The 26,794-nt window shown below is 72.4% G+C and carries 24 protein-coding genes; 6 read left to right on the top strand and 18 right to left on the bottom strand.

What is annotated here, in order from left to right:
* Positions 1 to 799: 799 nt before the first annotated feature.
* A complete protein-coding gene (locus ABD932_RS22480; RefSeq protein WP_345015325.1) occupies positions 800 to 1,780 on the bottom strand; it encodes an NAD(P)H-quinone oxidoreductase in 981 nt (326 codons plus the stop codon).
* Between the two features lie 210 nt (positions 1,781 to 1,990).
* Between ABD932_RS22480 and ABD932_RS22485 the strand changes: the two genes are divergently transcribed.
* Both ABD932_RS22485 and ABD932_RS22490 read left to right on the top strand, forming a co-directional pair.
* Positions 1,991 to 3,019 (top strand): ATP-binding cassette domain-containing protein, encoded by a 1,029-nt coding sequence (locus ABD932_RS22485; protein WP_345015326.1) that lies wholly within the window; start codon positions 1,991 to 1,993, stop codon positions 3,017 to 3,019.
* Entirely contained in the window at positions 3,016 to 3,864 is an 849-nt protein-coding gene (locus ABD932_RS22490; RefSeq protein WP_250083534.1) for an ABC transporter permease, read from the top strand. The genes ABD932_RS22485 and ABD932_RS22490 overlap by 4 nt, the downstream gene beginning before the upstream one ends.
* 31 nt (positions 3,865 to 3,895) lie before the next feature.
* Here the strand turns inward: ABD932_RS22490 and ABD932_RS22495 are convergent, their stop codons facing one another.
* From ABD932_RS22495 to pdhA, 6 genes are all read right to left on the bottom strand, one after another.
* Entirely contained in the window at positions 3,896 to 5,002 is a 1,107-nt protein-coding gene (locus ABD932_RS22495) for a potassium channel family protein (protein WP_345015327.1), read from the bottom strand.
* Positions 4,990 to 6,360, bottom strand: a complete 1,371-nt coding sequence (locus ABD932_RS22500) for a molybdopterin molybdotransferase MoeA (RefSeq protein ID WP_345015328.1) — start codon at positions 6,358 to 6,360, stop codon at positions 4,990 to 4,992. Before ABD932_RS22500 ends, ABD932_RS22495 begins: the two co-directional genes overlap by 13 nt.
* A complete protein-coding gene (locus tag ABD932_RS22505; protein WP_345015329.1) occupies positions 6,357 to 7,313 on the bottom strand; it encodes an NTP transferase domain-containing protein in 957 nt (318 codons plus the stop codon). The genes ABD932_RS22500 and ABD932_RS22505 overlap by 4 nt, the downstream gene beginning before the upstream one ends.
* A 64-nt stretch (positions 7,314 to 7,377) precedes the next feature.
* Positions 7,378 to 8,886, bottom strand: coding sequence for a dihydrolipoamide acetyltransferase family protein (locus tag ABD932_RS22510; protein ID WP_345015330.1), 1,509 nt, complete (start codon positions 8,884 to 8,886; stop codon positions 7,378 to 7,380).
* Positions 8,886 to 9,890 carry an alpha-ketoacid dehydrogenase subunit beta gene (locus ABD932_RS22515; protein WP_126393542.1) on the bottom strand — a complete coding sequence of 335 codons (1,005 nt, stop codon included), beginning with the start codon at positions 9,888 to 9,890 and terminating at the stop codon, positions 8,886 to 8,888. The genes ABD932_RS22510 and ABD932_RS22515 overlap by 1 nt, the downstream gene beginning before the upstream one ends.
* On the bottom strand, positions 9,887 to 11,023 hold the full coding sequence (gene pdhA, locus ABD932_RS22520; protein WP_345015331.1) for a pyruvate dehydrogenase (acetyl-transferring) E1 component subunit alpha: 1,137 nt from the start codon (positions 11,021 to 11,023) through the stop codon (positions 9,887 to 9,889). The genes ABD932_RS22515 and pdhA overlap by 4 nt, the downstream gene beginning before the upstream one ends.
* Before the next feature lie 190 nt (positions 11,024 to 11,213).
* On the opposite strand from pdhA, the gene ABD932_RS22525 reads away from it, so the two are divergent.
* Positions 11,214 to 11,699 (top strand): Lrp/AsnC family transcriptional regulator, encoded by a 486-nt coding sequence (locus ABD932_RS22525; protein WP_126399877.1) that lies wholly within the window; start codon positions 11,214 to 11,216, stop codon positions 11,697 to 11,699.
* Positions 11,700 to 11,872: 173 nt separating this feature from the next.
* Here ABD932_RS22525 and ABD932_RS22530 read toward each other — a convergent pair whose 3' ends face one another.
* Positions 11,873 to 12,463, bottom strand: coding sequence for a TetR/AcrR family transcriptional regulator (locus tag ABD932_RS22530; RefSeq protein ID WP_345015332.1), 591 nt, complete (start codon positions 12,461 to 12,463; stop codon positions 11,873 to 11,875).
* Entirely contained in the window at positions 12,460 to 13,986 is a 1,527-nt protein-coding gene (locus tag ABD932_RS22535; RefSeq protein ID WP_345015333.1) for a 3-hydroxyacyl-CoA dehydrogenase, read from the bottom strand. The genes ABD932_RS22530 and ABD932_RS22535 overlap by 4 nt, the downstream gene beginning before the upstream one ends.
* A 160-nt stretch (positions 13,987 to 14,146) precedes the next feature.
* On the opposite strand from ABD932_RS22535, the gene paaN reads away from it, so the two are divergent.
* Positions 14,147 to 15,838 carry a phenylacetic acid degradation protein PaaN gene (paaN, locus tag ABD932_RS22540; protein WP_345015334.1) on the top strand — a complete coding sequence of 564 codons (1,692 nt, stop codon included), beginning with the start codon at positions 14,147 to 14,149 and terminating at the stop codon, positions 15,836 to 15,838.
* A gap of 17 nt (positions 15,839 to 15,855) precedes the next feature.
* Here paaN and ABD932_RS22545 read toward each other — a convergent pair whose 3' ends face one another.
* From ABD932_RS22545 to ABD932_RS22555, 3 genes are read right to left on the bottom strand one after another with little or no spacing between them, the layout of a single operon-like run.
* The gene (locus ABD932_RS22545; RefSeq protein ID WP_345015335.1) at positions 15,856 to 16,602 is read right to left on the bottom strand and encodes a TrmH family RNA methyltransferase; all 747 of its coding nucleotides are present in this window, start codon (positions 16,600 to 16,602) and stop codon (positions 15,856 to 15,858) included.
* Positions 16,599 to 17,828 carry an HTTM domain-containing protein gene (locus ABD932_RS22550; protein ID WP_345015336.1) on the bottom strand — a complete coding sequence of 410 codons (1,230 nt, stop codon included), beginning with the start codon at positions 17,826 to 17,828 and terminating at the stop codon, positions 16,599 to 16,601. Before ABD932_RS22550 ends, ABD932_RS22545 begins: the two co-directional genes overlap by 4 nt.
* Positions 17,825 to 18,745 carry a DUF5819 family protein gene (locus tag ABD932_RS22555; protein WP_345015337.1) on the bottom strand — a complete coding sequence of 307 codons (921 nt, stop codon included), beginning with the start codon at positions 18,743 to 18,745 and terminating at the stop codon, positions 17,825 to 17,827. Before ABD932_RS22555 ends, ABD932_RS22550 begins: the two co-directional genes overlap by 4 nt.
* A gap of 268 nt (positions 18,746 to 19,013) precedes the next feature.
* On the opposite strand from ABD932_RS22555, the gene ABD932_RS22560 reads away from it, so the two are divergent.
* Positions 19,014 to 20,147 carry an acyl-CoA dehydrogenase family protein gene (locus tag ABD932_RS22560; protein WP_345015338.1) on the top strand — a complete coding sequence of 378 codons (1,134 nt, stop codon included), beginning with the start codon at positions 19,014 to 19,016 and terminating at the stop codon, positions 20,145 to 20,147.
* Between the two features lie 19 nt (positions 20,148 to 20,166).
* Here the strand turns inward: ABD932_RS22560 and ABD932_RS22565 are convergent, their stop codons facing one another.
* The 4 genes from ABD932_RS22565 to ABD932_RS22580 form a co-directional block, all read right to left on the bottom strand.
* Positions 20,167 to 20,496 carry a rhodanese-like domain-containing protein gene (locus tag ABD932_RS22565; protein ID WP_250083802.1) on the bottom strand — a complete coding sequence of 110 codons (330 nt, stop codon included), beginning with the start codon at positions 20,494 to 20,496 and terminating at the stop codon, positions 20,167 to 20,169.
* A 177-nt stretch (positions 20,497 to 20,673) separates the two neighbouring features.
* Positions 20,674 to 21,579, bottom strand: coding sequence for a J domain-containing protein (locus ABD932_RS22570; RefSeq protein WP_425587498.1), 906 nt, complete (start codon positions 21,577 to 21,579; stop codon positions 20,674 to 20,676).
* 241 nt (positions 21,580 to 21,820) lie between these two features.
* Positions 21,821 to 23,323 carry a DUF2252 domain-containing protein gene (locus tag ABD932_RS22575; protein ID WP_345015339.1) on the bottom strand — a complete coding sequence of 501 codons (1,503 nt, stop codon included), beginning with the start codon at positions 23,321 to 23,323 and terminating at the stop codon, positions 21,821 to 21,823.
* A 231-nt stretch (positions 23,324 to 23,554) separates the two neighbouring features.
* Positions 23,555 to 23,920, bottom strand: a complete 366-nt coding sequence (locus ABD932_RS22580; RefSeq protein WP_345015340.1) for a winged helix-turn-helix transcriptional regulator — start codon at positions 23,918 to 23,920, stop codon at positions 23,555 to 23,557.
* 150 nt (positions 23,921 to 24,070) lie between these two features.
* Here ABD932_RS22580 and ABD932_RS22585 point away from each other — a divergent pair, with 150 nt between their 5' ends.
* Complete coding sequence (locus ABD932_RS22585; RefSeq protein WP_345015341.1) at positions 24,071 to 24,721, top strand: FMN-dependent NADH-azoreductase; 651 nt, start codon at positions 24,071 to 24,073, stop codon at positions 24,719 to 24,721.
* A gap of 170 nt (positions 24,722 to 24,891) precedes the next feature.
* On the opposite strand, the gene ABD932_RS22590 is transcribed toward ABD932_RS22585, so the two are convergent.
* Both ABD932_RS22590 and ABD932_RS22595 read right to left on the bottom strand, forming a co-directional pair.
* Positions 24,892 to 25,068, bottom strand: coding sequence for a hypothetical protein (locus tag ABD932_RS22590; protein WP_345015342.1), 177 nt, complete (start codon positions 25,066 to 25,068; stop codon positions 24,892 to 24,894).
* A 29-nt stretch (positions 25,069 to 25,097) separates the two neighbouring features.
* The gene (locus tag ABD932_RS22595) at positions 25,098 to 26,558 is read right to left on the bottom strand and encodes a glycosyltransferase 87 family protein (RefSeq protein WP_345015343.1); all 1,461 of its coding nucleotides are present in this window, start codon (positions 26,556 to 26,558) and stop codon (positions 25,098 to 25,100) included.
* Positions 26,559 to 26,794 lie beyond the last annotated feature (236 nt).

The following is a 26,794-nucleotide window of genomic DNA, read 5'->3' on the forward strand; positions in this document are numbered from 1 at the left end:
CTCCCCTCCCGCGCCCTCCGACGGGCCGTCCCGGGCCGGGAGCCGGGCTGGTGAGGGGCGGCAGCGGCCGGGGCGGGAGAAGGGGCCGCTGGAGGACGAGGAAGCGGCGCGGGAGAAGCCGGACGGCGGCGTCGGTGACGAGGGCGACGACGAGGACGCCGACGCAGCGACGTCGCCGGAGGCGGAGGACGAGGACGACGGCGGGAGTGCGCGCGAGAGCGCGGGTGCCGCCGATGACCCCGCCCGGGACGCCTCCGCGCCGCCGACACAGGGGGTACGGCAGCCTGTCGCACATGCCGAGGGCACCGCCGAGCCCGTGATGCAGATCCTGCCCCTCGGCAGCGGGCTGGTGCTCATCGGGCTCGGTCTGGGCCTCGCCTTCGTAGGCCTCCGGCTGCGGCGCGGCTAACGGGGGCGGGTGCCGTCCGAGGCAGGCCGACCGCGGGAAACGGTGCTCGGGCCGACCCGGGCGAGGCGCTCCGTCGCCCCGACCGGCGGCGCTCCTTCCCGGGCGCAGACGCCGGCCCCGTCGCCCAGCCCCGCGACGCCCCTACACACGCCGCAGCCTTCACTACCGCCGACCCAAAGACCCTCGCCCCAGACCCCCCACACACTCACCCCCACCACCAACACCCAACGGATGCTCGCAGCCGACCCAGGCGGTGGGCGCCCCCTCGCCGCCCCGCCCCGGGATGCGTCCGACCACGTACCGGCACGAACTGCTGCCGCACCGTCAGTCCCCCGCCACCACCACCGCACCGAGCGCGCCCGAGCCGCCCGAGCAGCCGCTCACGCCCCCCTACGGCGCCACAAGCAGCACCTTCCCCACATGCCCGCTCTCCTCCAGCACCCGGTGTGCCTCGGCCGCGTCGCTCATGGGGAGTTCGCGGTCGACGACCGGACGTACGTGGCCGGCGTCGAGCAGCGGCCACACGTGCTCGCGTACGGCCGCCACGATCGCCGCCTTCTCGGCGACCGGGCGGGCGCGCAGCGAAGTCGCGCTGATGGCGCCGCGCTTGGCCAGGAGCGCGCCGATGTTGAGCTCACCCTTGATGCCGCCCTGCATGCCGATGATGGCGAGGCGGCCGTTGACGGCGAGGGTCTGAACATTGCGGTCGAGGTACTTGGCGCCCATGTTGTCGAGGATGACGTCGGCGCCGGCCCCGTCGGTGGCCTTCTTGACCTCGGCGACGAAGTCCTGTTCCCGGTAGTTGACCAGGATGTCGGCGCCCAGCTCGGCACACCGGTCCAGTTTTTCCTTGCTGCCCGCCGTGACGGCGACCTTGGCGCCGACGGCCTTGGCGAGCTGGATGGCCATGGTGCCGATGCCGCTGGAGCCGCCGTGCACGAGCAGGGTCTCGCCGGGCCGGAGGTGGGAGACCATGAAGACGTTCGACCAGACCGTGCAGACCACCTCGGGCAGAGCGGCGGCCCGCGTGAGGCTCACGCCCTTGGGCACGGGCAGCAGTTGGCCGGCCGGTACGGCGACCTTCTCGGCGTAGCCGCCGCCCGAGAGCAGCGCGCACACCTCGTCGCCGACGGCCCAGCCGGAGACGCCGGGGCCGAGGTCGGCGATGCGGCCGGAGCACTCCAGGCCGGGGTAGGGGGAGGCGCCGGGCGGCGGGTTGTAGAAGCCCTGGCGTTGCAGGATGTCGGCGCGGTTGACGGCCCCGGCCACCACCTCGACCAGTACCTCGCCCTCACCGGGCACGGGATCGGGGACCTCGTCCCACACCAGCGCCTCGGGCCCACCAGGTTCGGGAATCGTGATCGCATGCATGGCACGGACGCTACTCCTCGGCCTCCGCTCCCCGACCCGCGTACCCCCTCGGCGTACCCCGCCTTCCTCGGTCCCCGGCCCCACACCCCTCGGACCTTCGACGGGTCCTTCGAAAATCCCTGTGCGCCACCGATGAGTTTGCGCGACCGTAAAAGTCTCCCCATGCGTAGCCGAAGAACGCGGAAGGACCACTCGGAAGGACCCCGAAGCATGAGCACGCAGACGACGTCCGGTCTCGCGATCGAGACCGCCGGCCTGGTGAAGACGTTCGGTGAGACACGGGCCGTCGACGGCGTGGACCTCGCGGTTCCGGCCGGCACGGTCTACGGCGTCCTCGGCCCGAACGGCGCCGGCAAGACAACCACGGTGAAGATGCTCGCCACTCTCCTACGACCCGACGGCGGCGAGGCCCATGTCTTCGGCCACGACGTCGTGCGGGAAGCCGACGAGGTGCGCGGGCGCGTGAGTCTCACCGGCCAGTACGCCTCAGTGGACGAGGACCTCACCGGCACCGAGAACCTGGTCCTGCTGGGCCGGCTCCTCGGGCACGGCAAGCAGGCCGCGCGGCAGCGTTCCGGGCAGCTTCTGGAGGCCTTCGGGCTGACCGACGCGGCAGGCAAGCAGGTCAAGAACTACTCCGGCGGCATGCGGCGCCGTATCGACATCGCCGCCTCCATCCTCAACACCCCCGACCTGCTCTTCCTCGACGAGCCGACCACCGGCCTCGACCCGCGCAGCCGCAACCAGGTGTGGGACATCATCCGCGCGGTCGTCGCCCAGGGCACCACCGTCCTGCTGACCACCCAGTACCTCGACGAGGCCGACCAGTTGGCGTCCCGTATCGCCGTCATCGACCAGGGCAAGGTCATCGCCGAGGGGACCAAGGGCGAGCTGAAGGCGTCCGTCGGCGCCGGTTCCGTCCATCTGCGGCTGCGGGACGCGGCGCAGCGGGACCTCGCGGCGGACCTGCTGGTCCGCGCCCTCGACGCGCATGTGCAGCCGGAGCCCGACCCGGTGGCCCTCACCGCCCGGCTGAGTGCGGCGGCGAGCGAGGACACCGCGGCCGAGCAGGCCGCCCGCGCGCTGAACGAACTCGCCCGCGCCGGCATCACCGTCGACAACTTCTCGCTGGGCCAGCCCAGCCTGGACGAGGTGTTCCTCGCCCTCACCGGGCACGACACCCACAAGACCGAAGCCGACAAGAAGAACAAGGACGACAAGGACGAGGTGGCGGCATGAGCACCGTGACGCAGACCGAGAGCAGGGAACTCGCCCCCGTCAGCGCCGAGTCGCTCGCCGCGCTACTCGTCGCCGGGGAGCGCCCGCCGCGGCCCAGCGCCTGGTCGGCCTCCATGACCTTCGGCTGGCGGGCGATCCTGAAGATCAAGCATGTGCCGGAGCAGCTCTTCGACGTCACGGCGTTCCCGATCATGATGGTGCTGATGTACACGTACCTGTTCGGGGGCGCCCTGGCCGGGTCCCCGGAGGAGTACATCCAGTTCCTGCTGCCGGGCATCCTCGTGATGTCGGTCGTGATGATCACGATGTACACCGGTGTCTCGGTGAACACCGACATCGAGAAGGGCGTCTTCGACCGCTTCCGTTCACTGCCGATCTGGCGGCCGTCGACCATGGTCGGCTATCTGCTCGGCGACGCCCTGCGCTACACGATCGCGTCGATCGTGATGCTCACCGTCGGCATCATCCTGGGCTACCGCCCGGACGGCGGGGTCGGCGGAGTGCTCGCCGGGATCGCGCTGCTGGTCGTCTTTTCGTTCGCGTTCTCGTGGATCTGGACGATGTTCGGGCTGATGCTGCGCTCCGAGAAGTCGGTGATGGGCGTCAGCATGATGGTGATCTTCCCGCTCACCTTCCTGTCCAACGTCTTCGTGGACCCGAGCACCATGCCGGGCTGGCTCCAGGCCTTCGTCAACAACAGCCCGATCACCCATCTGTCCTCGGCCGTGCGCGGGTTGATGGCGGGCGACTGGCCGGCGGACGAGGTCGCCTGGTCGCTGGGCTGGGCGGGCCTGTTCGTGCTGGTCTTCGGGCCGATCACGATGCGGCTGTACAACCGCAAGTAGCCGACCACGACGCACGTGGCCGGCCGGGGCCTCAGCCCTGAGGCAGACGCCGGGTGTCCGGGGCGACCTGGGCGCTCGGCGTCGCCCGTACGATCGTGATCAGCCGGTCCGTCAACTCCAGTGTCCCGACGGCCGGATCGTCGTATCCGAGCACCCGGTGCCCGCGTACGACGCTCACCACGAGGTCGTCCGTCTGCCGCGGGCTCTTGCCCACCTCGGCCTTCACGACCGGCCGTTCGACGATGTCGAGCCCGCTGCCCTGCTGGATCAGGTCCTCCAGGACCATGCCGGCCGCAGGGCTGAGCACGGAGAGGCCGAGCAGCCGGCCGGCCGCGCTGGCGCTGGTGATGACCGCGTCGGCACCGGACTGCTTCAGCAGCGGCGCGTTCTCCTCCTCACGCACCGCGGCCACGATCTTCGCACCGCGGTTGAGCTGCCGGGCCGTCAGCGTGACCAGGACGGCGGTGTCGTCGCGCTGGGTCGCGATGATGATCTTCCGCGCCTTCTGCACCTCGGCCCGCATCAGGACCTCGCTGCGTGTCGCGTCCCCCGTGACACCGGCGTATCCGTCCGCGACCGCCGCCTCGATCACCTTGGAACTCGGGTCGACCACGATGACCTGGTCCTTCCGCAGGCCCGCCGCGCAGACGGTCTGGATCGCCGACCGCCCTTTCGTGCCGAAGCCGACGACGACGGTGTGATCGCGCAAGGTGGACCTCCAGCGGGTCAGACGCCATTCCTCCCGGGTCCGCTCGGTGAGGACCTCCAGTGTGGTGCCGACCAGGATGATCAGGAACAGCACCCGCATGGGCGTGATGACGAAGATATTGGTGAGCCGGGCGGCGTCACTGACCGGGGTGATGTCGCCGTATCCGGTGGTGGAGAGGCTGACGGTCGCGTAGTAGAAGGAGTCGAGGAGGTCGACGGAGCCGTCGGAGTTGTCGTTGTAGCCCTCGTGGTCGGCGTAGACGATCAACGCGGTCGCCACGAGCAGCGCCAGGGCGAGGATGACCCGTTTGGCGACCTGGCGGAACGGATGCTCCACGATCTTCTTCGGGAGCTTGACCCGATAGGTCGCGACCCTCTCGTCCGCCCGACGGGCGATCGCGTCCTGGCCCGGAAGTTTCACGTGAAACACACCTCGATGCCTGCCGACGCCCAGGGCAGATCGAGCAGTTCGGTCTCCTGACCCGCACGGGCACCGCCCGGCGGTACGACGGCCACGGCGTCCGCCGCCGCCATGCCCCGCAGCATGGCCGGGCCGTGGTAGTGCAGCGGCACGGCATGGTCGCCGCGCAGCACGACGGGGATGAGCCGCGTGTCATACGGATGCCCGTGCGCCGCCTCCCTCAGGGGCAGCGTGTACGACTCCGGGGCCGGGCGGGCGGCGAGCGTGCGCAGCAGGGGTTCGGCGAGCGTGAGCAGGCCGGAGACCGCGGCGAGGGGGTTGCCGGGGAGGCCGACGAGGTGCTGGTCCTCCTTGGTGCGCGCCAGCAGCATCGGGTGGCCGGGCCGCACCTTGACGCCGTCCACCAGGAGTTCGGCGCCGATGCGCTGCAGGGTGGGGTGGACGTGGTCGACGGGGCCGGCCGCGGTGCCGCCGGTCGTGACGATGAGGTCGGCGTCGGACTTGGTGAGCGCCTTGTGCAGGGCCTTGGCGTCGTCGCCGAGCCGACGCAGGGCGGTGACCTCGGCGCCGAGTGCGCGCAGCCAGGACGGCAGCATCGGGCCGAGCGCGTCACGGATCAGGCCATCGTGCGGCAGCCCTTCGGCCAGCAACTCGTCGCCGAGGACGAGGACTTCGACGCGGGGGCGGGGTACGGCGGTCAGGGTGTCGTATCCGGCGGCCGCGGCCAGCCCGAGCACGGCCGGGGTCACCAGGGTGCCGACGGCGAGCAGTTGGTCGCCGTTACGGCACTCCTGGCCGCGTGGGCGGATGTCCTGGCCGGGCTCGATCTCCCGGGTGCCGTGCAGGCGGTCCTTACTGTCCATACGGCCGTGCTCGCTGCGCAGGACGGCGCTGGTCTCCGGGGGGATACGGGCGCCGGTCGCGATACGGACGGCCTCGCCGTCGGTGAGCGGCTCGGGCTCGGCATGCCCGGCCAGGACTCCCTCGTCCCGTACGTCCCAGGGGCCGGGGCCCGCGACCGCCCAGCCGTCCATCGCCGAGGTGTCGAAGGAGGGCAGGTCGGTGAGGGCGGTGAGGGGGGCGGCCAGGGTGAGGCCGAGGGCGGCGTCGAGGGGCACGGAGACGGGGGCGCGGCGGCCGGCCCGGGCAGCGGTTCGGGCGGCGCGAGAGGCGATCTCGCGGGCGGTCGGCCAGGGGGTGGCCTTGTGGTGGCGGTCGGGGGTGCCGGAGCCCGGGGCGTGCGAGGTGGGGGCGGGCACGTGGTCGCCGGGGGTGGGGTGGCCGTTGTGTTCGTTCACGAGGGCGAGCACCTCCTCGACGTCGAGGTCCTCGGCGTCCTCGTTAGCCCGGATGCCGCGGGCGGTCATCCGGCGTCCGGGCGGGTGTCGGGGGTGGCGGCCGGCTTGGCGTCGGTGGCCGCGTCCGGCTCGGCGGCGGCTTCTTCCGCCCAGCGCAGCGCGAGGGCGACGGCCTTGCGGGAAGCCTCGGCGACGGCTTCGGGGCCGCCTTGGCCGCCCTTGGCCTGTGCCGCCGCGTATCCGACGAGGAAGGTGGTCAGCGGGGCCGCGGGCCGTGCCACGCCGTGGGCGGCGTCGCGGGCCAGGTCCAGCAGGACCTTGGTGTCGACGTCCAGGTCGATGCCGAGTTCGTCCTTGACTGCGGAAATCCATTCATCCAACACGTGCCCATGCTCCCTGATGCGTGCCCTGGCGGTGGCGATGTCGTCCCAGGTGTCGCAGTCGAAGGACGCGACGGGGTCCTGGACGCGGGTGAGGTCGAGCGCGCCGGTCAGCCGGCGCAGGGGGAGGCCGGTGAGACGGCCGCCGGTGCCGGCGAGTGACGCCAGTTCGCGGCGCAGCGCGGACGCCCGGTACGCGGCGACGAGCGGCTGGTCGCGGCCGTCGGCGTCGGTGAGCAGCGCGCCGTCGGCGCCGCCGGTGCGCAGGGCGGCCAGCAGCCGCCGGACCGTGCCCTCGTCGAGGAACGGCAGGTCGGCGGAGAGGACGACGACCTGCTCCGCAGTGGTGTGCCGCAGCCCGGCGTCGAGGGCGGCGAGGGGTCCGCCGCCGGGCGGGTCCTCGCGCGCCCAGATCACGGGCCGCGGGGTGGGCCTGGGATCGGCGACGACGACAGTGGTCCGGGCCTCGGCGCAGGCGCCGAGCACCCGGTCGAGCAGGGCGCGCCCGCCCACGCGCACGGCGGGTTTGTCCACGCCGCCGAGCCGCCGGGCGCCGCCGCCGGCGAGCACGACGGCGTCGTACACGACGTCGTCCCCGGTGTCGGCGGCGCCCTGGGCGCTCGTCGGCTCGTACGCGGTCACCCCCCGAGTATGCGTGCCTTCGCGATCACAGGGAACGCAGGGGAGGGGACCGGTGGCGCAACCGTCACAGTGTGCGCAGCAGCACCGCCGGCTGTTCCACGCAGTCCGCCACGTAGCGCAGGAAGCCGCCCGCCGTGCCGCCGTCGCAGACCCGGTGGTCGAAGGTGAGCGAGAGCTCGACGATCTGCCGCACCGCCAGCTCGCCCTCGTGCACCCAGGGCTTGGGGATGATGCGGCCGACGCCGAGCATCGCGGCCTCGGGGTGGTTGATGATCGGCGTGGAGCCGTCGACGCCGAACACGCCGTAGTTGTTCAACGTGAAGGTGCCGCCGGTGAGTTCCGCGGGGGTGAGGGTGCCCGTGCGGGCCGCCTCGGTCAGTCGGGCGAACTCGGCGGTCAGCGACTCCGCGTCCCGTGCGTGCGCGTCCCGCACGACCGGGACGACCAGTCCCCTCTCGGTCTGCGCGGCGAACCCGAGGTGCACGTGGTCGAGCTGGACGATCTCCCTGGCCTCCATGTCGACCGTGGAGTTGAGCTCGGGGAACCGGGCCAGGGCGGCGGTGCAGATGCGGGTCAGCAGGGCGAGCAGGGAGATCTTCGGCCCGCCGGCGGCGTTCATCGCCGTGCGCGCCCGCATGAGCTCCGTCGCGTCGGCGTCCACCCAGCAGGTCGCGTCCGGGATCTCCCGCCGGCTGCGGGAGAGCTTGTCGGCGACGGCACCGCGGATGCCCTTGAGGGGGGTGCGGATGCCGCCGAGCTGGGCGGAGGAGCGGACGGGGGTCTGCGCGGGCGGGACAGGCGCGGGGGGCGCCAGCGTCGTCGGCGTCACGCGTGTGTGCGGCTCGGCCGACGGCTGTGCCGTGCGTCCGTGCACCTCCGCGGCCCGCAGGGCGTACTCCACGTCGGCGCGCAGGATCAGCCCGTCCGGCCCGGAGCCGTGCAGCTCCCGCAGGTCCAGGCCGTGCTCGCGGGCTAGGCGGCGGACGAGGGGGGAGATCACGGGCACGGGGCCGTCGCTGCGGGTCTCCTCGTCGGCCGGGGCGGTGTCACGGCCGTGCCCGACGGGGCCGTGCCCCGCCGCGGCGCCCGTGCCGACAGGGCGCGCCACACCAGTGGTGGCGGCGTGCTCGGCGGCCGGCGTGGCCTCACGCGAGGCGGTACCGTTCGCCGCCCCACCCGACGGCCGCCCCGGCGACGTCGTCGGCGCGGCAGGCCGCACCCGCCTGCGCCGCTCCGGGGGCGCACCGGTGCCGTAGCCCACGAGGACATTGCCCGAGCCCTCGTCCGAGCTCCCGCCCGGCTCCTCGGCCGGACCGCCGGAGGCGGGCGCCCCCACGGCCACCGTCAGCAGCGGCGCGCCGACGGGCAGCTCCGTGCCCTCCTCGCCGAAGCGGGCCGTGACCACGCCGGCGTAGGGACAGGGAATGTCGACCATCGCCTTGGCCGTCTCGACCTCGACGACCGGCTGGTCGACGGCGACGACGTCACCGACCTCCACCAGCCAGCGGACGATCTCCGCCTCGGTGAGCCCCTCCCCGAGGTCGGGGAGCTTGAACTCGAGCACCTGTGCCATCAGCTCTCGGCCTCCCACTGCAGACGCCCCACGGCGTCCAGGATCCGGTCCACGCCGGGCAGGTGGTGACGCTCCAGCATGGGCGGCGGGTAGGGGATGTCGAACCCGGCCACGCGCAGCACCGGCGCCTCCAGGTGGTGGAAGCAGCGCTCCGTGACGCGGGCCGCGATCTCCCCTCCCGGGCCGCCGAACCCGCCCGACTCGTGTACGACGACCGCTCGCCCGGTCCGCCGTACCGAGGCCGCGACCGTCTCGTCGTCGAACGGCACCAGCGAGCGCAGGTCGACGACTTCCAGGTCCCAGCCCTCCTCCCGCGCCGCCTCGGCGGCTTCGAGGCAGACGGGTACGGACGGTCCGTACGTGATGAGCGTGGCGCTCCTCCCCGAGCGCCGCACCACCGCGCGGCCAATCGGTTCAACGGTCTGCGGGTCCTCCGGGTTCCAGGAGTCCTTCGACCAGTACAGCCGCTTGGGCTCAAGGAAGACGACCGGGTCGTCGGAGGCGATGGCGGCGCGCAGCAGCCCGTAGGCGTCGGCGACGGTCGCGGGCGCGACGACATGGAGCCCCGGAGTCGCCATGTAGTACGCCTCGGACGAGTCGCTGTGGTGCTCGACGCCGCCGATGCCGCCGCCGTAGGGGACGCGGACGGTGATCGGGAGCGGCATCTTTCCGCGGGTGCGGTTGCGCATGCGTGCCACGTGCGAGATGAGCTGCTCGAACGCCGGGTAGGCGAACGCGTCGAACTGCATCTCCACGACCGGGCGCAGGCCGTACATGGCCATGCCCACCGCGGTGCCCAGGATGCCCGCCTCGGCCAGCGGGGTGTCCGTGCAGCGGTCCTCGCCGAACTCCTTGGCGAGCCCGTCGGTGACGCGGAAGACACCGCCGAGGGTGCCGACGTCCTCGCCCATGACGTGCACGGTGGGATCGTCGGCCATGGCGTCGCGCATCGCGCGCGTGAGGGCCTGCGCCATGGTGGCCGGCTTGACGGCGACGGTGGTCATCGGTGCGGGCCTTCCGACTCGGCGTCGAGCTCGGCCTGCAACTGGTCGCGCTGTTCGCGCAGTTGCGGGGTGGGCTCGGCATACACGTGCGTGAACAGGTCCATCGGGTCGAGCGCCGGGTCCTGGTTCATGCGTTCGCGCAGGTCGGCGGCCATGGCTTCGGCGGCGTCCCGGGCGGCCTGCTTGCCGGCCTCGTCGATGAGGCCGCGCTCGGTCAGCTCGTGTTCCAGGAGGGCGATCGGGTCGTGCCCGCGCCAGGTGTCGACCTCGGAGTCGCCGCGGTAGCGGGTCGCGTCGTCGGCGTTGGTGTGGGCGTCGATGCGGTAGGTGATCGCCTCGATCAGCGTCGGGCCGCCGCCCGCGCGCGCGTGCCGTACGGCGTCGCTCAGCACCTCGTGCACGGCGGCCGCGTCGTTGCCGTCGACCAGGCGGCCGGGCATGCCGTAGCCGACGGCCTTGTGGGCCAGCGACGGGGCCGCGGTCTGCTTGGCGAGCGGGACAGAGATGGCGAAGCCGTTGTTCTGGACCAGGAAGACGACCGGCGCCTGCCATACGGCGGCGAAGTTCAGCGCCTCGTGGAAGTCGCCCTCGCTGGTGCCGCCGTCGCCGACCATGGCGAGCGCGACCACGTCGTCGCCCTTGAGGCGGGCGGCGTGGGCGAGGCCGACGGCGTGCGGGAGCTGGGTGGCGAGCGGCGTGCACAGGGGGGCCACGCGGTGCTCGTGCGGGTCGTAGCCGGTGTGCCAGTCGCCGCGCAGCAGGGTCAGGGCCTCGACGGGGTCCACGCCGCGGGCGACGGCGGCGAGGGTGTCGCGGTAGCTCGGAAAGAGCCAGTCGCGCTCCTCGAGGGCCAGCGCGGCGGCGACCTCACAGGCCTCCTGGCCGGTGCTGGACGGATACACCGCGAGGCGGCCCTGCTTCGTGAGCGCGGTCGCCTGCGCGTTGTACCGACGGCCCCGCACCAGCCCGGCGTACAGCCGACGCAGCAGGCCGGGGTCGGCCTTCGCGGCCGCCTCGGTGCCGAGGACGCGGTAGGGCTCGGCGTCGGGCAGCAGCGGCGCGGGGTCCATACGGGGCTGCCAGGCGGGCGGCGGCGATGGCCGGTACGCGCCTCGCTGCTCCATGACCGTCATGACGGCACCTCCTCGTGGGAGCGGCTACGGGAGGCGCAGCTTCGGTGATGCGCCTCACCTACCGATTGTTCGGTCGTCGGCACATTTTGGCTACAGGCCCCCTCAGGCTGTGGACAAACGGTTCTCCACAGCCTCCAATGAACGCAGTACGTCCACGGCGGGAAGGTGGGGGGACATGGCGCCTGAACAAATGGCCGAAAGCCCGGACGGCGGCACCCCCCTGCCGCCGGCTCGTCCGCTCGACGCCATCGATCAGGACATCCTGCAGATGCTCCAGGCGGACGGCCGCGCTTCGATAAGGTCGGTCGCCGAACGGGTCCATGTCTCGCGCGCCAACGCCTACGCCCGCATCAACCGCCTCGTCGAGGACGGCGTCATCCGCGGTTTCGGCGCCCGCGTCAACCACGAACGCGCGGGCCACGGCACCTCCGCGTACATCACCCTGAAGATCGTCCAGAACACCTGGCGCACGGTGCGCGAACAGCTCCGACAGCTGCCCGGCGCCTCCCACATCGCCCTGGTGGGCGGCGACTTCGACGTCCTGCTCCTGGTGCACACGCCCGACAACCGCGCCCTGCGCGAGCTGGTCCTCACCCGCCTCCAGGCGATCCCCGAGGTGCTCAGCACCCGCACGCTGCTGGTGTTCGAGGAGGAGGACCTGGAGCCGCAGGGGTGAGCGTCCACCCCACCGTCAGCCGAACGCCCGGTAGACCACGCCCCCGACGGCGCCGAGGCCGTCGTTCCGGGTCATGCGGCACAGCCCACCAGCCGGTACCGACCGGGGACATCGAGCGACATACCCACCCGTCCACGCGCGCGTACTCCGGCGCAAGTCACATCGGGCGGCGTTCAGCCCGCCTTTCGCAGTCCCCCGAAGACCAGCCGCACCACCGTGTCCGCGACCTCGCGCTCGTTCATACCGCGCCCGTCCGGCCGGTACCACTCCACGATCGAGTTGATCATCCCGAAGACGAGCCGGGTCGCCAGCCGCACCTCCACGTCCGCGCGCACCTCTCCCTCGGCGGCGGCCGCCTTCAGCAGTTCGGCGACCCGGTGGTCGAAGTCGCGGCGCCGTTCCAGCGCCCACCGCTCGGTGTCGGTGTTGCCGCGCACTCGCAGCAGCAGCGTCACGTACGGCAGGTCGGATATGAGCACCTCGACCATGCGCCGTACGACGTACTCCAGCCGGTCGGCGGCGTGTCCCACGCGCGCGGGCTCCTCGTCGAGGATCTCGAAGAGCCCGTCGAGCGCCCGGCTGACGGCCCGGCGCAGCAGCTCCTCCTTGCCCGTGACGTGGTGGTAGATCGACGACTTGGAGATGCCGGCCGCCTTGGAGAGGTGCTCCATGGAGGTGCCGTCGTAGCCGCGCTCGTTGAAGACCTGCACGGCGACGGAGAGCAGCGTCTCCGGGGTGTACGTGTCGCGCTTGGCGGTGGTCATGAGGTGTTGCCCTCCCGCTTGTCGGAGGCGTACGCGTGGCGGTACAGCGCGAGGGACGGCGCGTAGCGCCCGGAGGGGTCGCGCAGGTGCAGGTCGTCGAGGAGGGCGTAGGCCCAGTTGCGGCCGAGTCTGCGGCTCCACTCGAAGGGGCCGAGCGGGTAGTTCACACCCAGCCGCATCGCGGTGTCGATGTCCTCCTCCGTCGCCACGCCCTTGGCGACGGCGTCGTGTGCGAGGTCGACGATCCGGGCGACCGTGCGGGCGACGATCATGCCGGGGACGTCGCCGATGACGCTGACGTCCTTGCCCAGCGCCTGGAAGAGGCCGATGGCCTCGGTGAGGGTCTGCGACGAGGTGTCCTGGGAGGCGGACAGGGCGACGCGGGTGGCCCGGCGGTAGTCGAGGGCGAGGTCGAAGTACACGACGTCCCGGAACTCCACCGAGGTCTGGCCGTCGGCGAGGGCCAGCTGGCCGCCGCCGGGCAGGACCAGGCGGGTGCCGTGATCCTCGTCCTCCTCGCGCACCGGGATACCGGCCTCGCGGATCAGCGCGAGCAGCTCGGCGGCGGGGCCCAGGTCGCCCTCGGCGACGACATAGGCGGGCTGCGGCCGCTTCTCCGCGGTGTGTGGCTCGTCGCGCTCGGCGGCCCCGTTTCCGTCGGAATAGTCGTACCAGCCGTGCCCGCTCTTGCGGCCGAGCCGGCCCGATTCGACCAGGCGGCGCTGGGCGAGCGAGGGCGTGAAGCGGACGTCCTGGAAGAAGGACTGCCACACGGAGTGCGTGACGGACTCGTTGACGTCCTGCCCGATGAGGTCGGTGAGCTCGAACGCGCCCATCTTGAAGCCGCCGCACTCGCGCAGGACGGCGTCGATGGTGGCCGGGTCCGCTCCTTGCGCCTCGTAGACCGCGAAGGCCTCGGCGTAGAAGGGCCGGGCGATGCGGTTGACGATGAATCCGGGGGTGTCGGCGCAGGCGACCGGGGTCTTGCCCCAGGCGCGTGCCGTCTCGTACGCGCGCGTGGCCGACGTGACGTCGGAGGCGAACCCGGAGACGACCTCGACCAGCGGCAGCAGCGGGGCGGGGTTGAAGAAGTGCAGACCGACGAAGCGGCCCGGGTTCGCGAGGGCGCCACCGATCGCGGTGACGGACAGCGACGAGGTGTTGGTGGCGAGGAGGCAGTCCTCGCCGACGATGCCCTCCAGCTCGCGGAAGAGCTCCTGCTTGACGTCGAGGCGCTCCAGGACGGCCTCCACGACCAGGGCGCAGTCCGCGAGGTCGGCGAGGGACTCGGCGGGCAGCAGCCGCGCGCGGGCCGCGTCGCGGTCGGCGGCGGTGAGACGGTCCTTCTCGACGAGCCGGTCGAGACGCGCGCCGATCGAGTCGGCCGCGTCCTGGGCGCGCCCGGGGGCGGCGTCGTACAGCCGTACGGGATGGCCCGCGACCAATGCGACCTGGGCGATGCCCTGGCCCATGGTGCCGGTGCCGACGACGGCCACGGGGCTGCTGAGGTCGATTGCTGTCATGTGCGCGATCCTCCCGCACGGGGTTTTCCACAGATGCGGCGGACCCCCTTGTCCCGACCGATCGTTCGGTTACCCTAACTCTAACTGGCTGTCTCTGCCCATGGTTCTGCCCAGGTCATGAGCTCGACGGAGAGCTCTGGAAACTAGGAGTTGGTCTCGCATGGCCGCCGAACTGACCGCCCACGAGCTGATCGCCAAGCACCGGCCCACCCTCGACCAGGCGCTGGAAGCGATCCGCACGCGCGCGTACTGGTCTCCGCACCCCGAGCACCCCAAGGCCTACGGCGAGAACGGCAGCCTGGACGCGGCGGCGGGCAAGGCCGCGTTCGACGCCCTCCTCGGAGGCCGCCTGGACCTCGGCCAGCCCGGCACGGACGACTGGGTGGGCGGCGAGGCCTCCCCGTACGGCATCGAGCTGGGCGTCGAGTATCCGCACGCCGACATCGACGTCCTGCTGCCGGCGATGAAGGCCGGTCAGCGGGCGTGGCGGGACGCCGGCGCGGAGATGCGCGCGGTGGTCTGTCTGGAGATCCTCAAGCGGATCAGCGACCGGACGCACGAGTTCGCGCACGCGGTCATGCACACCTCCGGCCAGGCCTTCATGATGGCGTTCCAGGCGGGCGGCCCGCACGCGCAGGACCGCGGCCTGGAGGCGGTGGCGTACGCGTACGTCGAGCAGGTCCGCACACCCGACACCGCGGAGTGGACCAAGCCGCAGGGCAAGCGCGACCCGCTGGCCCTGACCAAGCAGTTCACGCCGGTCCCGCGCGGGATCGCCCTGCTCATCGGCTGCAACACCTTCCCGACCTGGAACGGCTACCCCGGCCTGTTCGCCTCCCTGGCCACCGGCAACGCGGTCCTGGTCAAGCCCCACCCGCGCGCGGTGCTCCCGCTCGCGCTCACCGTGCAGGTCGCGCGGCAGGTGCTCGCCGAGGCGGGCTTCGACCCCAACCTGGTCGCGCTGGCCGCCGAGCGCCCCGGCGAGGGCATCGCCAAGACCCTGGCCACCCGCCCCGAGATCCGGATCATCGACTACACCGGCTCGACCGTGTTCGGCGACTGGCTGGAGGCCAACGCCCGCCAGGCGCAGGTCTACACGGAGAAGGCCGGCGTCAACACGGTGATCGTCGACTCCACGGACGACTACAAGGGGATGCTGTCCAACCTGGCCTTCTCGCTGTCCCTGTACAGCGGCCAGATGTGCACCACCCCGCAGAACCTGCTCATCCCCCGCGACGGCATCCGCACCGAGGAGGGGCCCAGGACCTTCGACGAGGTCGCCGGCGACCTCGCCCGCGCGGTCGACGGCCTCCTCGGCGACGACGCCCGCGCGAACGCGCTGCTCGGCGCGATCGTCAACCCGGACGTCAAGGCCCGCCTGGAGGCCGCGGCAGGGCTGGGCGAAGTCGCCCTCGCCTCGCGGGAGATCAGCAACCCGGAGTTCCCGGACGCGGTGGTCCGCACGCCGGTGATCGTGAAGCTGGACGGGGCCAAGCCGGATGACGAGGCCGCCTACATGAGCGAGTGCTTCGGGCCGGTCTCGTTCGCCGTCGCGGTCGACTCGGCCGCGGACGCCGTGGAGTTGCTGCGGCGGACCGTGCGGGAGAAGGGCGCGATGACGGTCGGCGCGTACACGACCGACAGCGAGGTCGAGCAGGCGATCCAGGAGGCCTGCCTGGAGGAGGCGGCCCAGCTGTCGCTGAACCTCACGGGCGGGGTGTACGTGAACCAGACGGCCGCGTTCTCCGACTTCCACGGTTCGGGTGGCAACCCGGCGGCCAACTCGGCGCTGTGCGACGGGGCGTTCGTGGCCAACCGGTTCCGGGTCGTCGAGGTGCGTCGGGAGGCCTGAGCCGTGAACCGGGAGGCCTAGGCCCGGAAAGCGCCCCCGGTGAGACTCCAGTGGTACAGCGTCATCGCCACGCTGGTCGCCAGGTTGTAGCTGGAGACCTGGGGGCGCATCGGCAAGGACACCAAGTGGTCGGCACGCGCGCGTAGTTCCGCGGACAACCCGCTGCGCTCGGAGCCGAAGGCGAGGACGGCGTCGTCCGGGAGCTTGCTGCCCCGGATGTCGTCGCCCTCCGGGTCGAGGGCGAACAGCGGGCCCGACGGCAACTCGTCCACCGCCAGGCGCTCCACGGCCGTCGCGAAGTGCAGGCCCGCTCCGCCGCGTACGACCGTGGGGTGCCAGGGGTCGAGGGTGCCGGTGGTGACCACGCCGGTCGCGCCGAAGCCGGCGGCCAGACGGATCACGGCGCCCGCGTTGCCGAGGTTGCGCGGGTTGTCGAGGACCACGACCGGGGCGGTGCGGGGGGTGTGCGCCAGCTTCTCGAGGTTGGCCGCGCGGGACGGGCGTACCGCCAGAGCGGCCACCGCGGTCGGATGCGGGCGCGCGACGAGCGACGTGTACGTCGACTCCGGGACCTCCGTCAGGAGCGCGTCCAGCGGGTCCCGTACGTCCGGCGCCAGTTCCTCGGCGAGGGCGAGCGCCGCTCGCCGGTCCACGGCGACCGCCACCGGGACCTCGGCTCCGAAGCGCACGGCGTGCTTGAGGGCGTGGAAGCCGTCGAGCAGGACGGAGGTCCCGGCGAGCCGGTTCCAGGAGGTCACGGTCATGTCGTGAAGCCTACGCGCGCGTGCTCGGGGTTCTCCGGGGTGCGCGGCTCGGGGAGATCCGCACGGTCCTCGCCACGCCCCCGGACGAGATGTGACAGGCGTCCACGCGCGCGTGCCGCCCAGTCGCCCAGGCGGCGCAGGAACGACGTCGGCAGGAAGACCGCGTCCGCCGCGATCATCGCCAGCGAGAAGAACGGCAGGCCGAGGACGACCGCGATCACGGCGTGCTCGGTGATCATCGCGGCGAGCAGGACGTTCTTGACCCGCCGGTTGAACAGCGTGAACGGGAAGGCGACCTGGACGATGACCGTGCCGTACGTGATGAGCAGCACCATCGTGCCGCTGGACGACAGCAGGTCGGCGAGGGCGGGCCAGGGCGAGAAGTAGTCGAGGTGCAGCGGGTAGTAGACGGCGGTGCCGTCCTGCCAGCGAGAGCCCTGGATCTTGTACCAGCCGGCGGTGGCGTAGATCAGGCACGCCTCGGCCATGATCACCAGCAGGGCGCCGTTGTGCACGATGTTGCCGACCACGTCCAGCAGGACGCGGGGCTGGGCGGTCCGCGCACGCCGGCGCACGATCCACCACACGCCGAGCGCCAGCCAGACGCCCCACAGGATCACCGGCACGGTCAGGTCGCCGGCCAGGCGACCGGCCGCCGTCACCGCGATCAGCGCGAACCCGAGCACGCTCCACAGGGCCGGGCCCACCCGGTCCGGCGCGACCCGCTCTCCACGCGCGCGTGCCTCGCGCGTGCGCCGGGCCCGGCGCTCGTCCAGCGACCAGACCTGGCCGCACCGCGTGAACACGAGGTAGACGCACATCAGGTGCAGGACGTTGTCGCCGCCGTCGCCCATGAAGATGGACCGGTTCTGCAGCGAGAGCACGCCGACCATGAACAGCACGGACATCGTGCGGGTGCGCCAGCCGAGCAGTAGCAGCACGCTGGTCAGGACGGCGAAGGCGTAGACGGCCTCGAACCAGAACTGGCCTCCGGACCAGATCAGGGCGGTGAAGGCACCGTTCGTCTTGATCAGCTGCTGGGCGAGGTCGAGGCCCCAGGGGCCGTCGGGGCCGTACATCTCCTGGCGGTGGGGGAACTCGCGCAGCAGGAACAGCAGCCAGGTCGCCGTGAAGCCGATGCGGATGACGGCCGTCTGGTACGGGCCGAGGGCGGACTCGGTGACGCGGGCGATGCCGGAGGAGATCGCGAGGGAGAAGCGGTTCACCGGGCGCCTCCCGCGGTGGCGTCCTGGTCGTCGCCCGGGACCCACCACCACGGCAGCACGCGGTAGGTCGCCTTGTCCGAGACCTGCTCGTCGCTCCACTTCGGCGGGGGCACATTGGTGGTGCGCGAGCGGACCTGGACGCGTTCGACGACGTCGCCCTCGCCGACCGCGTTCACACGGTCGAGGCGCAGCTGCACTATGTGCCGCAGATAGGTCTCGGACAGCGCTCCGCGCAGGCCCACGGGCCTGTTCTGGGCGTCGTGCGTGGCGACGAAGAAGTCCCAGGCCCGGCGCAGCTCGTTCTGCTGGGTGTGGCTGGGCAGCAGATTGCCGTCTATGGCCCGGCCGTCCTGGGCTGACAGGTCGTACCAGCCGGTGGTGCGGACGCCGCCGTCGGCCACGTCGATCTCGGCCCGGACCTGCACCGCGATGTTCTGCTGCAGCGGGTTGGGGGCGAACAGCTTCCAGTTCTGTTCGAACTCCGGGTATATCCAGTCGTCGATCGCCTTGCCGTGCTGCTTGGTGACCGTGTTCGGCGGCGCCACGTGCAGAAAGACCATGCCGATATGGACACAGACGGCGACCGCCACGACCGCGAGGGCGAGCGCCGCGCCGATCTGGTACCGCAGGGAGAGCGCGGCCACGCCGGTTCGGGGTTCGGGCGAGGGCGAGGGCGACGGAACGGGTGGCGCGGGCGAGGTGAGAGAGGCAGGAGGGGCAGGCGAGGGCACGGCGGCGGGCGAGACCACAGCGGCGGGAGAAGGCATTACGACGGGCGGGGGCACGGCGGCGGACGAAGGCACGACTACGGGCGGGGGCACAGCGACGGGCGAGGGCACGGCGGCGGGCGAGGCGTCCTGGGGCTCCTCGTCCGGCCCGGGCCGGGCGGCCGAGCCTGTGTCCTGCGCGTCTGCCATTCCGTTTCGTTCCCCGATTCCGGTCCGTCTTCCCTCGGCGCTCGCACGGGAACGGTACTCAGGCCCACCCGCCGGGCACAGCCCCTGTCGGGCTGTCGTTGCCCACACCATACGGGGGTCACGGAGGATCCCAGGGGGGTCACAGGGGATCCCACGGGTGCCCTACGAGACCCTCACACACGGCCCTACGAGGAGCATTCCCTTCTTCTAGAACCTGTTCTATCTTGACGCTCCGTCAGATCGCCGTGCGTGTGGGAGGGCAGGGACCGTGGACTTCACCTTCACCGAGGAACAGCAGGCGGCGGCCGAGGCGGCGCGGGGGGTGTTCGCCGGGGTCGTGCCGGACGCGGTGCCCTCTCCCGCGCTCACCCCGGGTGCCGTCGCCGACGACTTCGACCGCCCGTTGTGGCGCCGTCTCGCGGACGCGGACCTGCTGAGCCTGCTGCTCGTGGAGGAGTACGGCGGGGCCGGCCTCGACGCCGTCGCACTGTGCCTGGTGCTGCGCGAGTCGGCGAAGGTGCTGGCCCGGGTGCCGCTGCTGGAGAGCAGCGCGGCGATGGCGGCCGTCCAGGCATACGGCGGCCCCGAACTGAAGGCCGAGCTGCTCGCGCGGGCGGGGCGCGGTGAGGTCGTGCTGACGGTCGCCGCGCACGGCCGCACCGGCCACGACCCGGCCGAGTTCGCGGTGACCGCTCGGCAGGACGGTGCCGGGTGGGTGCTGGACGGCGTGCAGACCGCGGTGCCCTGGGCGTACGACGCCGATCTCGTCGTCGTGCCGGCCCGTACGGCCGCCGACCGGACCGTCCTCGCACTGGTGCCGCGCGGTGCGGAGGGCGTCTCGCTCGGCGAGCAGTTCTCGACCAGTGGGGAGCGGCTGGGGGAGCTGCGGCTGGAGTCGGTGCGGCTCGCGGGGCGCGACGTCATCGACGCCGAGGGGGCGTGGGAGTGGCTGCGGGAGCTGCTCGCCACCGGAACCTGTGCGCTGGCGCTCGGGCTGGGCGAGCGGGTACTGGGGATGACCTCGGAGTACGCGAGCAAGCGGGAACAGTTCGGGCATCCGATCGCCACGTTCCAGGCGGTCGCCGTGCAGTCCGCCGACCGCTACATCGACCTGCGCGCGATGGAGGCCACGCTGTGGCAGGCCGCGTGGCGGATCGCGTCGGGGGCGCCAGGAGCGCTGCCCGCCTCCGGAGACGTGGCCGTGGCCAAGATCTGGGCGTCGGAGGGCGTACGCCGGGTCGTGCAGACGGCCCAGCATCTGCACGGCGGCTTCGGTGCCGACGTCGACTATCCGCTGCACCGGTACCACGCCTGGGCCAAGCACCTGGAGCTGGCGCTCGGCCCGGCGGCTGCGCACGAGGAGGCGCTGGGGGAGCTGCTGGCGGCGCATCCGCTGGGCTGAGCCCCGGCGGGCGGCGGGCTCAGAGGACGAAGCCCTGCTTGCCCTCGTCCGTCACCACAGGGCGTCCCGCGGCCGCCCACACCTGCATGCCGCCGTCGACGTTCACGGCGTCGATGCCCTGCTGGACGAGGTACATCGCGACCTGCGCCGAACGCCCGCCGGAACGGCAGATCACATTGACCTTGCCGTCCTGCGGGGCGGCCTCGGTCAGCTCGCCGTACCGGGCCACGAACTCGCTGATGGGGATGTGGAGGGCCCCTTCGGCGTGGCCCGCCTGCCACTCGTCGTCCTCGCGGACATCCAGGAGGAAATCGTCGTCCTTGAGGTCCGCGACCTCGACCGTGGGCACGCCAGATCCGAAATGCATGGCTCCGACGCTACCTGACCTGCGGGGTGTGGTGGGGGCTCCTGGGAGGGGGGATGGGTCCGCCCTGTGGAGGCTGCGGGTTCGTCGTGGCTGTCGCGCCCACGCGGCGGAGCCGCACATCGATACAGCCCCGCGTCCCTCAAGGCGATGCCGTCCGCCCTATCCGCGCAGCGCCGCCAATGCTGCTTCCCGCTCCGCGACCTGGGCCAGGAGCTGCTCGGCGATCTCGTCCAGCAGGCGGTCCGGGTCGTCCGGGGCGAGGCGGAGCATCGCGCCGATCGCGCTCTCCTCCAGCTCCTTCGCGACCAGGGTGAGCATCTCCTTGCGCCGGGCCAGCCATTCGAGGCGGGCGTAGAGCTCCTCGGCGGGCGTCGGGCCCTGCTCCTTGGGCGCGGGGCCGGCGGCCCACTCCTCGGCCAGCTCCCGCAGCAGCGCCTCGTCGCCGCGGGCGTAGGCCGCGTTGACGCGGGTGATGAACTCCTCGCGCCGGGCACGCTCGGCATCCTCCTGGGCGAGGTCGGGGTGGGCCTTGCGGGCCAGCTCGCGGTAGAGCTTGCGGGCCTCGTCGCTGGGACGCACCCGCTGCGGCGGCCGTACCGGCTGGTCCGTGAGCATCGCCTCGGCCTCCGGGAACAGCCCGCTGCCGTCCATCCAGCCGTGGAACAGCTCCTCGACGCCGGGCATCGGCATCACGCGCGCACGTGCCTCGTCGGCCTTGCGGATGTCCTCGGGGTCGCCGGTGCGGGCGGCCGTGGCCTCGGCGATACAGGCGTCCAGCTCGTCGAGACGGGCGTACATCGGGCCGAGCTTCTGGTGGTGCAGCCGGGAGAAGTTCTCCACCTCGACGCGGAAGGTCTCCACCGCGATCTCGTACTCGATCAACGCCTGCTCGGCGGCCCGCACGGCCCGCTCCAGCCGCTCCTCGGGCCGACCGGCCCCCTCGCCCTCGGCCGTCACCTGCGCCTCACCACCCTGCTCGGCTCCACCTGCGGGCACCTCGGCACCGCCCCGCGTCCCCGCACCAGCGGGCTCGGGCTGGGACTGCTCAGCTTCCGGCGTCGTCACCCGACCAGCGTAGGCCACGTGTGACCGCGTCAGCTGAGCCGAGCCCCGGGCACCGCCGCCGGGAAAGCACCGGCGTTGTTGCGGGCCTGCTGGGGCTGCCGCCCCAGACCCCGCCTCGGCCCTGAACGGGCCTCGTCCTCAAACGCCGGACCGGCTGATTGGCGCCGACCGGCGTCGAGAAGCGCAGCCCCCGATCGTCGGCGCGCCGCCGCAGGCGCCCCGACCACGCATCCGCACCAGGTCACACCCCGAGCTCCGCCGCGATCCGCCCAGCCCGCACCGCCGCCACCAGTGCCGCGTGGTCCGCCTCCGTGCGGTCGGCGTAGGCGACGGCGAACGTGGCGATCGCCTCGTCCAGTTCCTCGTTCTTTCCGCAGTAGCCGGAGATCAGGCGGGGGTCGGCGCTGTGGGAGTGGGCTCGGGCCAGGAGGGCGCCGGTCATGCGGGCGTAGTCGTCTATCTGGTCGGCGGCCAGCGCGGCCGGGTCGACGCTGCCCTTGCGGTTGCGGAACTGGCGTACCTGGAAGGGGAGTCCGTCGACCGTCGTCCAGCCCAGCAGGATGTCGCTGACCACCTGCATCCGCTTCTGGCCGAGCACCACGCGCCGCCCCTCGTGCTCCACCTCCGGCGCCTCGAAGCCGGCCGTCACCAGGTGCGGGACGAGCGCCGAGGAGCGGGCCTCCTTCACCTGGAGGACCAGCGACTCGCCCCGGTGGTCCAGGAGCAGCACGACGTACGAACGTGTGCCCACGCTGCCGGTACCCACCACGCGGAACGCCACGTCGTGCACCGCGTGGCGGGACAGGAGGGGGTGGCGGTCCTCGGAGAGCGTGGTGACGTAGCTCTCCAGCGACGCCGCCACCGCGGCCGCCTCCTCGTCCGGAACCCGGCTCAGTACCGGCGGTGCGTCGACGAAGCGGCGGCCGCCGTCCTCGGCCTCCTCGGTCGACTTCGCCGCGAAGCGCCCGCTGGTGTTGGCCCGGGCCTTCTCCGCGACCCGCTCCAGCGTGCCGACGAGGTCATGGGCGTCGGTATAGGAGACGAGCTCCTCGTCCGCGATCGCGTTCCACGCGTCCAGCACCGGGAGCCTGGCCAGCAGCCGCATGGTGCGCCGGTAGGCACCGACCGTGTCGTTGGCCGCCTTGCGGCACTTGTCCTCGTCGGCGCCGGCCTCCCGGCCCGCGAGCACGAGCGAGGCGGCGAGCCGCTTGAGGTCCCACTCCCAAGGGCCGTACAGCGTCTCGTCGAAGTCGTTCAGGTCGATGACCAGGCCACCGCGCGCGTCCGCGTACAGGCCGAAGTTCCCCGCGTGCGCGTCGCCGCAGATCTGGGCGCGGATCCTGGTCATGGGGGTGCGGGCGAGGTCGTACGCCATGAGCCCCGCCGAGCCGCGCAGAAACGCGAAGGGTGTCGCCGCCATCCGGCCGACCCTTATCGGGGTGAGCTCGGGCAGGCGGCCCAGGTTGGACTCCTCGACGGCGGCCACCGCGTCGGGGCGGGCGGCGTCGAGATCGAGGACCGCGTGGTCGCCGCGCGGGACTCGCCTGCGCAGCGCCTTGCCCTCCTCCTTGGGCGACCCACCACCGGGCCACTCCGCAAAGCCGCCGACCCGGGGGAGCCGACGCGCCACGGACTTCGACGGCGACTTCGACGAAGAATCAGACGTCACCGCAGCCGTCTCCACGGCAGCCGTCTCCACCGCGGCCTCGGCACCCGCCGCAGTCTCCGCACCGACCTCGGTCATACCAACCGCCTCCCCCGCTCACGCACGAACATCAACTCGTGCCGACGTTACAACCGGTGGCCGAAAGTCGTCAGACCCTGTGGACAACTCCGCGCCTGTGGAAAACCCGCACGGCGCAAGCACCGCCCCCAGCAGCACCGGCTAGCTGCCTGAGCAGCAGGCTCGGATGCCTTCGGATGCCTCGGATGCCTTCGGATGCCCAGCCTGAGCAAACCCGTCGGATGCCCGGCCTCAGCAGCCCTCGCCCCGCTCCCCGTCCGGCAGATGCTTCTTCGCCCATTCTCCGAGCTCCGTGAGCGCCGGCTCCAGCGCGGCACCCGCCTCCGTCAGCCGGTACACCACCCGCAGCGGCGGCCCCTCGTACACCTCACGCACCACCAACCCCGCGGCCGCGAGCTCGGTGAGCCGGTCGGAGAGCATGCGCTCGCTGATGCCGGGGATCGCCCGGCGCAGGGCGACGAAGTACGCGGGCCCCGCGGTCAGGACGGACACGATCGGGCCGGTCCAGCGTTTTCCGAGGAGTTGGAAGACGCGGCTGATGCCCTCGTCGACCCGCTTGCACGCCGCTACGTCGTGACTCTGCTCACCCGCCGCCATGCGCCCAGGGTACTGCCCTGCCGTACGGGGATGAAAAAAAGTAAGTGACTGTGTTATCCATAGTCGGGTACGAATTTTCAGTCCGTCCTGCGGCGTGTACCGGCCCTCAGCTGGTGCGCCCGTCCGCGCCCGTCCCCTCTGGAGACCCCCATGGCAACGCTCCTGCACATCGACTCCTCGGTCTTCCCGGCCGACGCCTCCTCCTCCCGCGCCGTCACCGACGCCTTCCGCCGCACCTGGCGGGAACAGCACCCGGAGGGCACGGTGATCCACCGCGACCTCGCCACGAACCCCGTGCCCCACATCACCGCCCACGCCCACACCGCCGGCTTCTCCGATCCGGCCACGCACAGCCCCGAGCAGGCCGCGGCCTTCGCGGAGCGGCTGAAGCTGATCGAGGAGCTGGAGCGCGCGGACGCCGTGCTGATCGGCGCCCCGATGTACAACCTGACGATCCCCTCGACGCTGAAGGCGTGGCTGGACAACGTGGTCCTGCTCGGCCGTACGGCGGGCAACGCCCAGTCGGTCAAGGGCACCCCGGTCACCGTGGTCGCCAGCCGGGGCGGCGCGTACGGGCCGGGCACGCCGCGTGAGGGCTACGAGTACGTGCAGAACTACCTGTCGGCGATCCTGTCCGACTTCCTCGGCGCCGACGTCGACTTCATCGTCCCGGAGCTCACGATGGCCCCGGCCAACCCGGACATGGCCGACCTGGTCCCCCTCTTCGAGGCCTCCCGCGAACGCGCCCTCGACGAGGCCGCCACGAAGGCGAAGCACCTGGCACAGCGGCTCGCGGTGTAGCACGGGTCGGGGCCGCACGCGGGCGTAGTGCCGTGCTCCGGCGGTCGGCGCCTCGCGCGGTCGGCGGGTCAGCGGGTCAGCGGGTCAGCGGGTCAGCGGGTCAGCGGGTCAGCGACTGGGCGTACGCGCGTGGCGGGGAACCGGACAAGCCGCCTGACCCGAAGGCGCCACTACGACGCCTCACCGGCAGCCGCGCCGGCTCCCCGCACCGACACACCGGTTGAGGCTCCCGGCGGATCCCCGGCCGGCTGCTGCCCCGCCGACGGAAGAAACAGCGCCACGACGAGCCCGACCACCGCGAGCACGGTGACCCGCACCAGACAGGCGTCCCGGCGCTCAAGCACCACCCGCACTCCCCCGACGCACCCCCCGCCCCTCACCCACGCCCGACCCCCATCAACCGCTCGTCCTCCACCAAACGCGCATCCACGCGCCGCTCCTGTTCCAGTTCCACCCTCGGCTCGCCCTGCACCTTCCGCCCACCCCGCACCAGCCGCCCCACCCGCCGAGCAGCCGTCACCAGCTCCGTGCGCCGGAACCACACGGCCAGCACCAGCGGATAGACCAGGTACCCGAACCGCGTCGCCGGTATCAGGCACATCGCCAGCCCCAACCCGATCGCCAGCCGGTCCGCCGCGGCGACGACGGTCCGGGGCGGGCGTACCGCCAACGACACCGCCACGCCGACCGCGGCGGCCGCGAGGGCGGCCATGGCGAGGGCGGAGCCGCCGGGGACGTACGTGGCCAGCAGGTAGCCGGGCAGTGGGCTGGCCGCCGGCGAGCGCACCCCGCCCTCGCCGAGCGGGAAGAGCACCACGTGCTCGACGAAGGCGTGCGGGTTCGCCAGGGCCACCGGCACCACAGCCAGGGCGGCCACCAGCACGGCGACGACCCCGGCCCGTACGGCCGCCCGCCGCCCCGCCGTCACCGCGAGCAGCACCAGCCCCACCGGCAGCAGCGGCCAGGCGGTCCACTTCAGCGCGGCCGCGGCCCCCATCGCCAGCCCCGCCGCCGTACCGGACCCGCCCCGGCCGGCCAACGCCAGCCCCAGGCACATCAGCCCGATCACCGGCAGGTCGACCCCGCCGACGGCCAGCGGCAGCGCGACGGCCGGAAAGGCCGCGAGGAACAGCACGGCGTTCACGCTCGACGTCCCGTCTGCCGTGCGCCTGCTGGAGATCCCAAGCTCGAGGCCCCTGCCCGACGTCCCGCGTGCCAACCCGCTCCCCGAAGCCCACTCCCGCCAAAGGGTGTTACGCCCCGTCCTCCGAGCCGAGATCGCCATGCAGGCCAGGAACGCCGCGCAGAACCACACCCGGGCGTCCGCGAGCGGCGTACCGCCGAACAGCGCGTGGGGTATCCCGAAGAGCGCCATGCCGGGCAGGTAGGGGTTGTAGTCGTCGACATCGGCCGGGTGCGGCAGGTAAGGGCTGCCGGAGTCCAGCAGCAGGCCCCCGGCGCGCTCGACGACGTGCACCTCCGACTGCCCGGCGCCCACCACGACCATGAGCGCCAGCGGGACCACGACGGATCCGAGCAGTGCTGCGACCGCACCGCGCCGGTCCCAGGGGCGCGGCGAGCGACGGGCGAGTTCCGCCGCGACGGCGTACCCGACGGCCGCGCAGACGCCCCAGATCCGGTGCGGGGTGAGGGTCGTCACCACAGCCAGCGTCAGCGCGAAACCCGCGCACCCGAGCCAGAACAACACGTCCCGGCGCACGCGGAGAACCCGGCGGGACGGCTCACGGCCGCCCTGGAGGGCTTCCTGCCGCGCGGGAGCGAGGACGGAACCGCCGGGTCGGGCCCCGGCGACGAGGGTGAGTGATTCGGGTGGCATCGGTGGGCTCCTGGAGAAGGAGAGCTCCAATCTCGCGCCGAGGCCACACCGGCCACCTCGGCCGAACGGCCACCTTTCACACCCCCCGAAACCAGCGGCTCAGCCGAAAGTCCGACGAACGGCGAACACTGAACGGCGGACAGCGGACAGCGAAGGGCGAACGGCGGACATCGAACGGCGGGCCAGGTTGACGGACCACGGACACGACAGCGACGTCGGCACCGGCACAATCACCG

It is taken from the genome of Streptomyces shaanxiensis, assembly GCF_039537145.1.
GTDB classification, from domain to species: domain Bacteria; phylum Actinomycetota; class Actinomycetes; order Streptomycetales; family Streptomycetaceae; genus Streptomyces; species Streptomyces shaanxiensis.

Excerpts from the sequence above, each read along its gene's own strand:
- ABD932_RS22525 (WP_126399877.1), top strand. The coding sequence starts at position 11,214 with ATGGCCGAAAGCCCGGACGGCGGCACCCCCCTGCCGCCGGCTCGTCCG.
- pdhA (WP_345015331.1), bottom strand. The coding sequence starts at position 11,023 with ATGACGGTCATGGAGCAGCGAGGCGCGTACCGGCCATCGCCGCCGCCC.
- ABD932_RS22515 (WP_126393542.1), bottom strand. The coding sequence starts at position 9,890 with ATGACCACCGTCGCCGTCAAGCCGGCCACCATGGCGCAGGCCCTCACG.
- ABD932_RS22545 (WP_345015335.1), bottom strand. The coding sequence starts at position 16,602 with ATGACCGTGACCTCCTGGAACCGGCTCGCCGGGACCTCCGTCCTGCTC.
- ABD932_RS22510 (WP_345015330.1), bottom strand. The coding sequence starts at position 8,886 with ATGGCACAGGTGCTCGAGTTCAAGCTCCCCGACCTCGGGGAGGGGCTC.
- ABD932_RS22585 (WP_345015341.1), top strand. The coding sequence starts at position 24,071 with ATGGCAACGCTCCTGCACATCGACTCCTCGGTCTTCCCGGCCGACGCC.
- ABD932_RS22490 (WP_250083534.1), top strand. The coding sequence starts at position 3,016 with ATGAGCACCGTGACGCAGACCGAGAGCAGGGAACTCGCCCCCGTCAGC.
- ABD932_RS22500 (WP_345015328.1), bottom strand. The coding sequence starts at position 6,360 with ATGACCGCCCGCGGCATCCGGGCTAACGAGGACGCCGAGGACCTCGAC.
- ABD932_RS22480 (WP_345015325.1), bottom strand. The coding sequence starts at position 1,780 with ATGCATGCGATCACGATTCCCGAACCTGGTGGGCCCGAGGCGCTGGTG.
- ABD932_RS22580 (WP_345015340.1), bottom strand. The coding sequence starts at position 23,920 with ATGGCGGCGGGTGAGCAGAGTCACGACGTAGCGGCGTGCAAGCGGGTC.
- ABD932_RS22530 (WP_345015332.1), bottom strand. The coding sequence starts at position 12,463 with ATGACCACCGCCAAGCGCGACACGTACACCCCGGAGACGCTGCTCTCC.
- ABD932_RS22595 (WP_345015343.1), bottom strand. The coding sequence starts at position 26,558 with ATGCCACCCGAATCACTCACCCTCGTCGCCGGGGCCCGACCCGGCGGT.
- ABD932_RS22485 (WP_345015326.1), top strand. The coding sequence starts at position 1,991 with ATGAGCACGCAGACGACGTCCGGTCTCGCGATCGAGACCGCCGGCCTG.
- paaN (WP_345015334.1), top strand. The coding sequence starts at position 14,147 with ATGGCCGCCGAACTGACCGCCCACGAGCTGATCGCCAAGCACCGGCCC.
- ABD932_RS22575 (WP_345015339.1), bottom strand. The coding sequence starts at position 23,323 with ATGACCGAGGTCGGTGCGGAGACTGCGGCGGGTGCCGAGGCCGCGGTG.
- ABD932_RS22535 (WP_345015333.1), bottom strand. The coding sequence starts at position 13,986 with ATGACAGCAATCGACCTCAGCAGCCCCGTGGCCGTCGTCGGCACCGGC.
- ABD932_RS22555 (WP_345015337.1), bottom strand. The coding sequence starts at position 18,745 with ATGGCAGACGCGCAGGACACAGGCTCGGCCGCCCGGCCCGGGCCGGAC.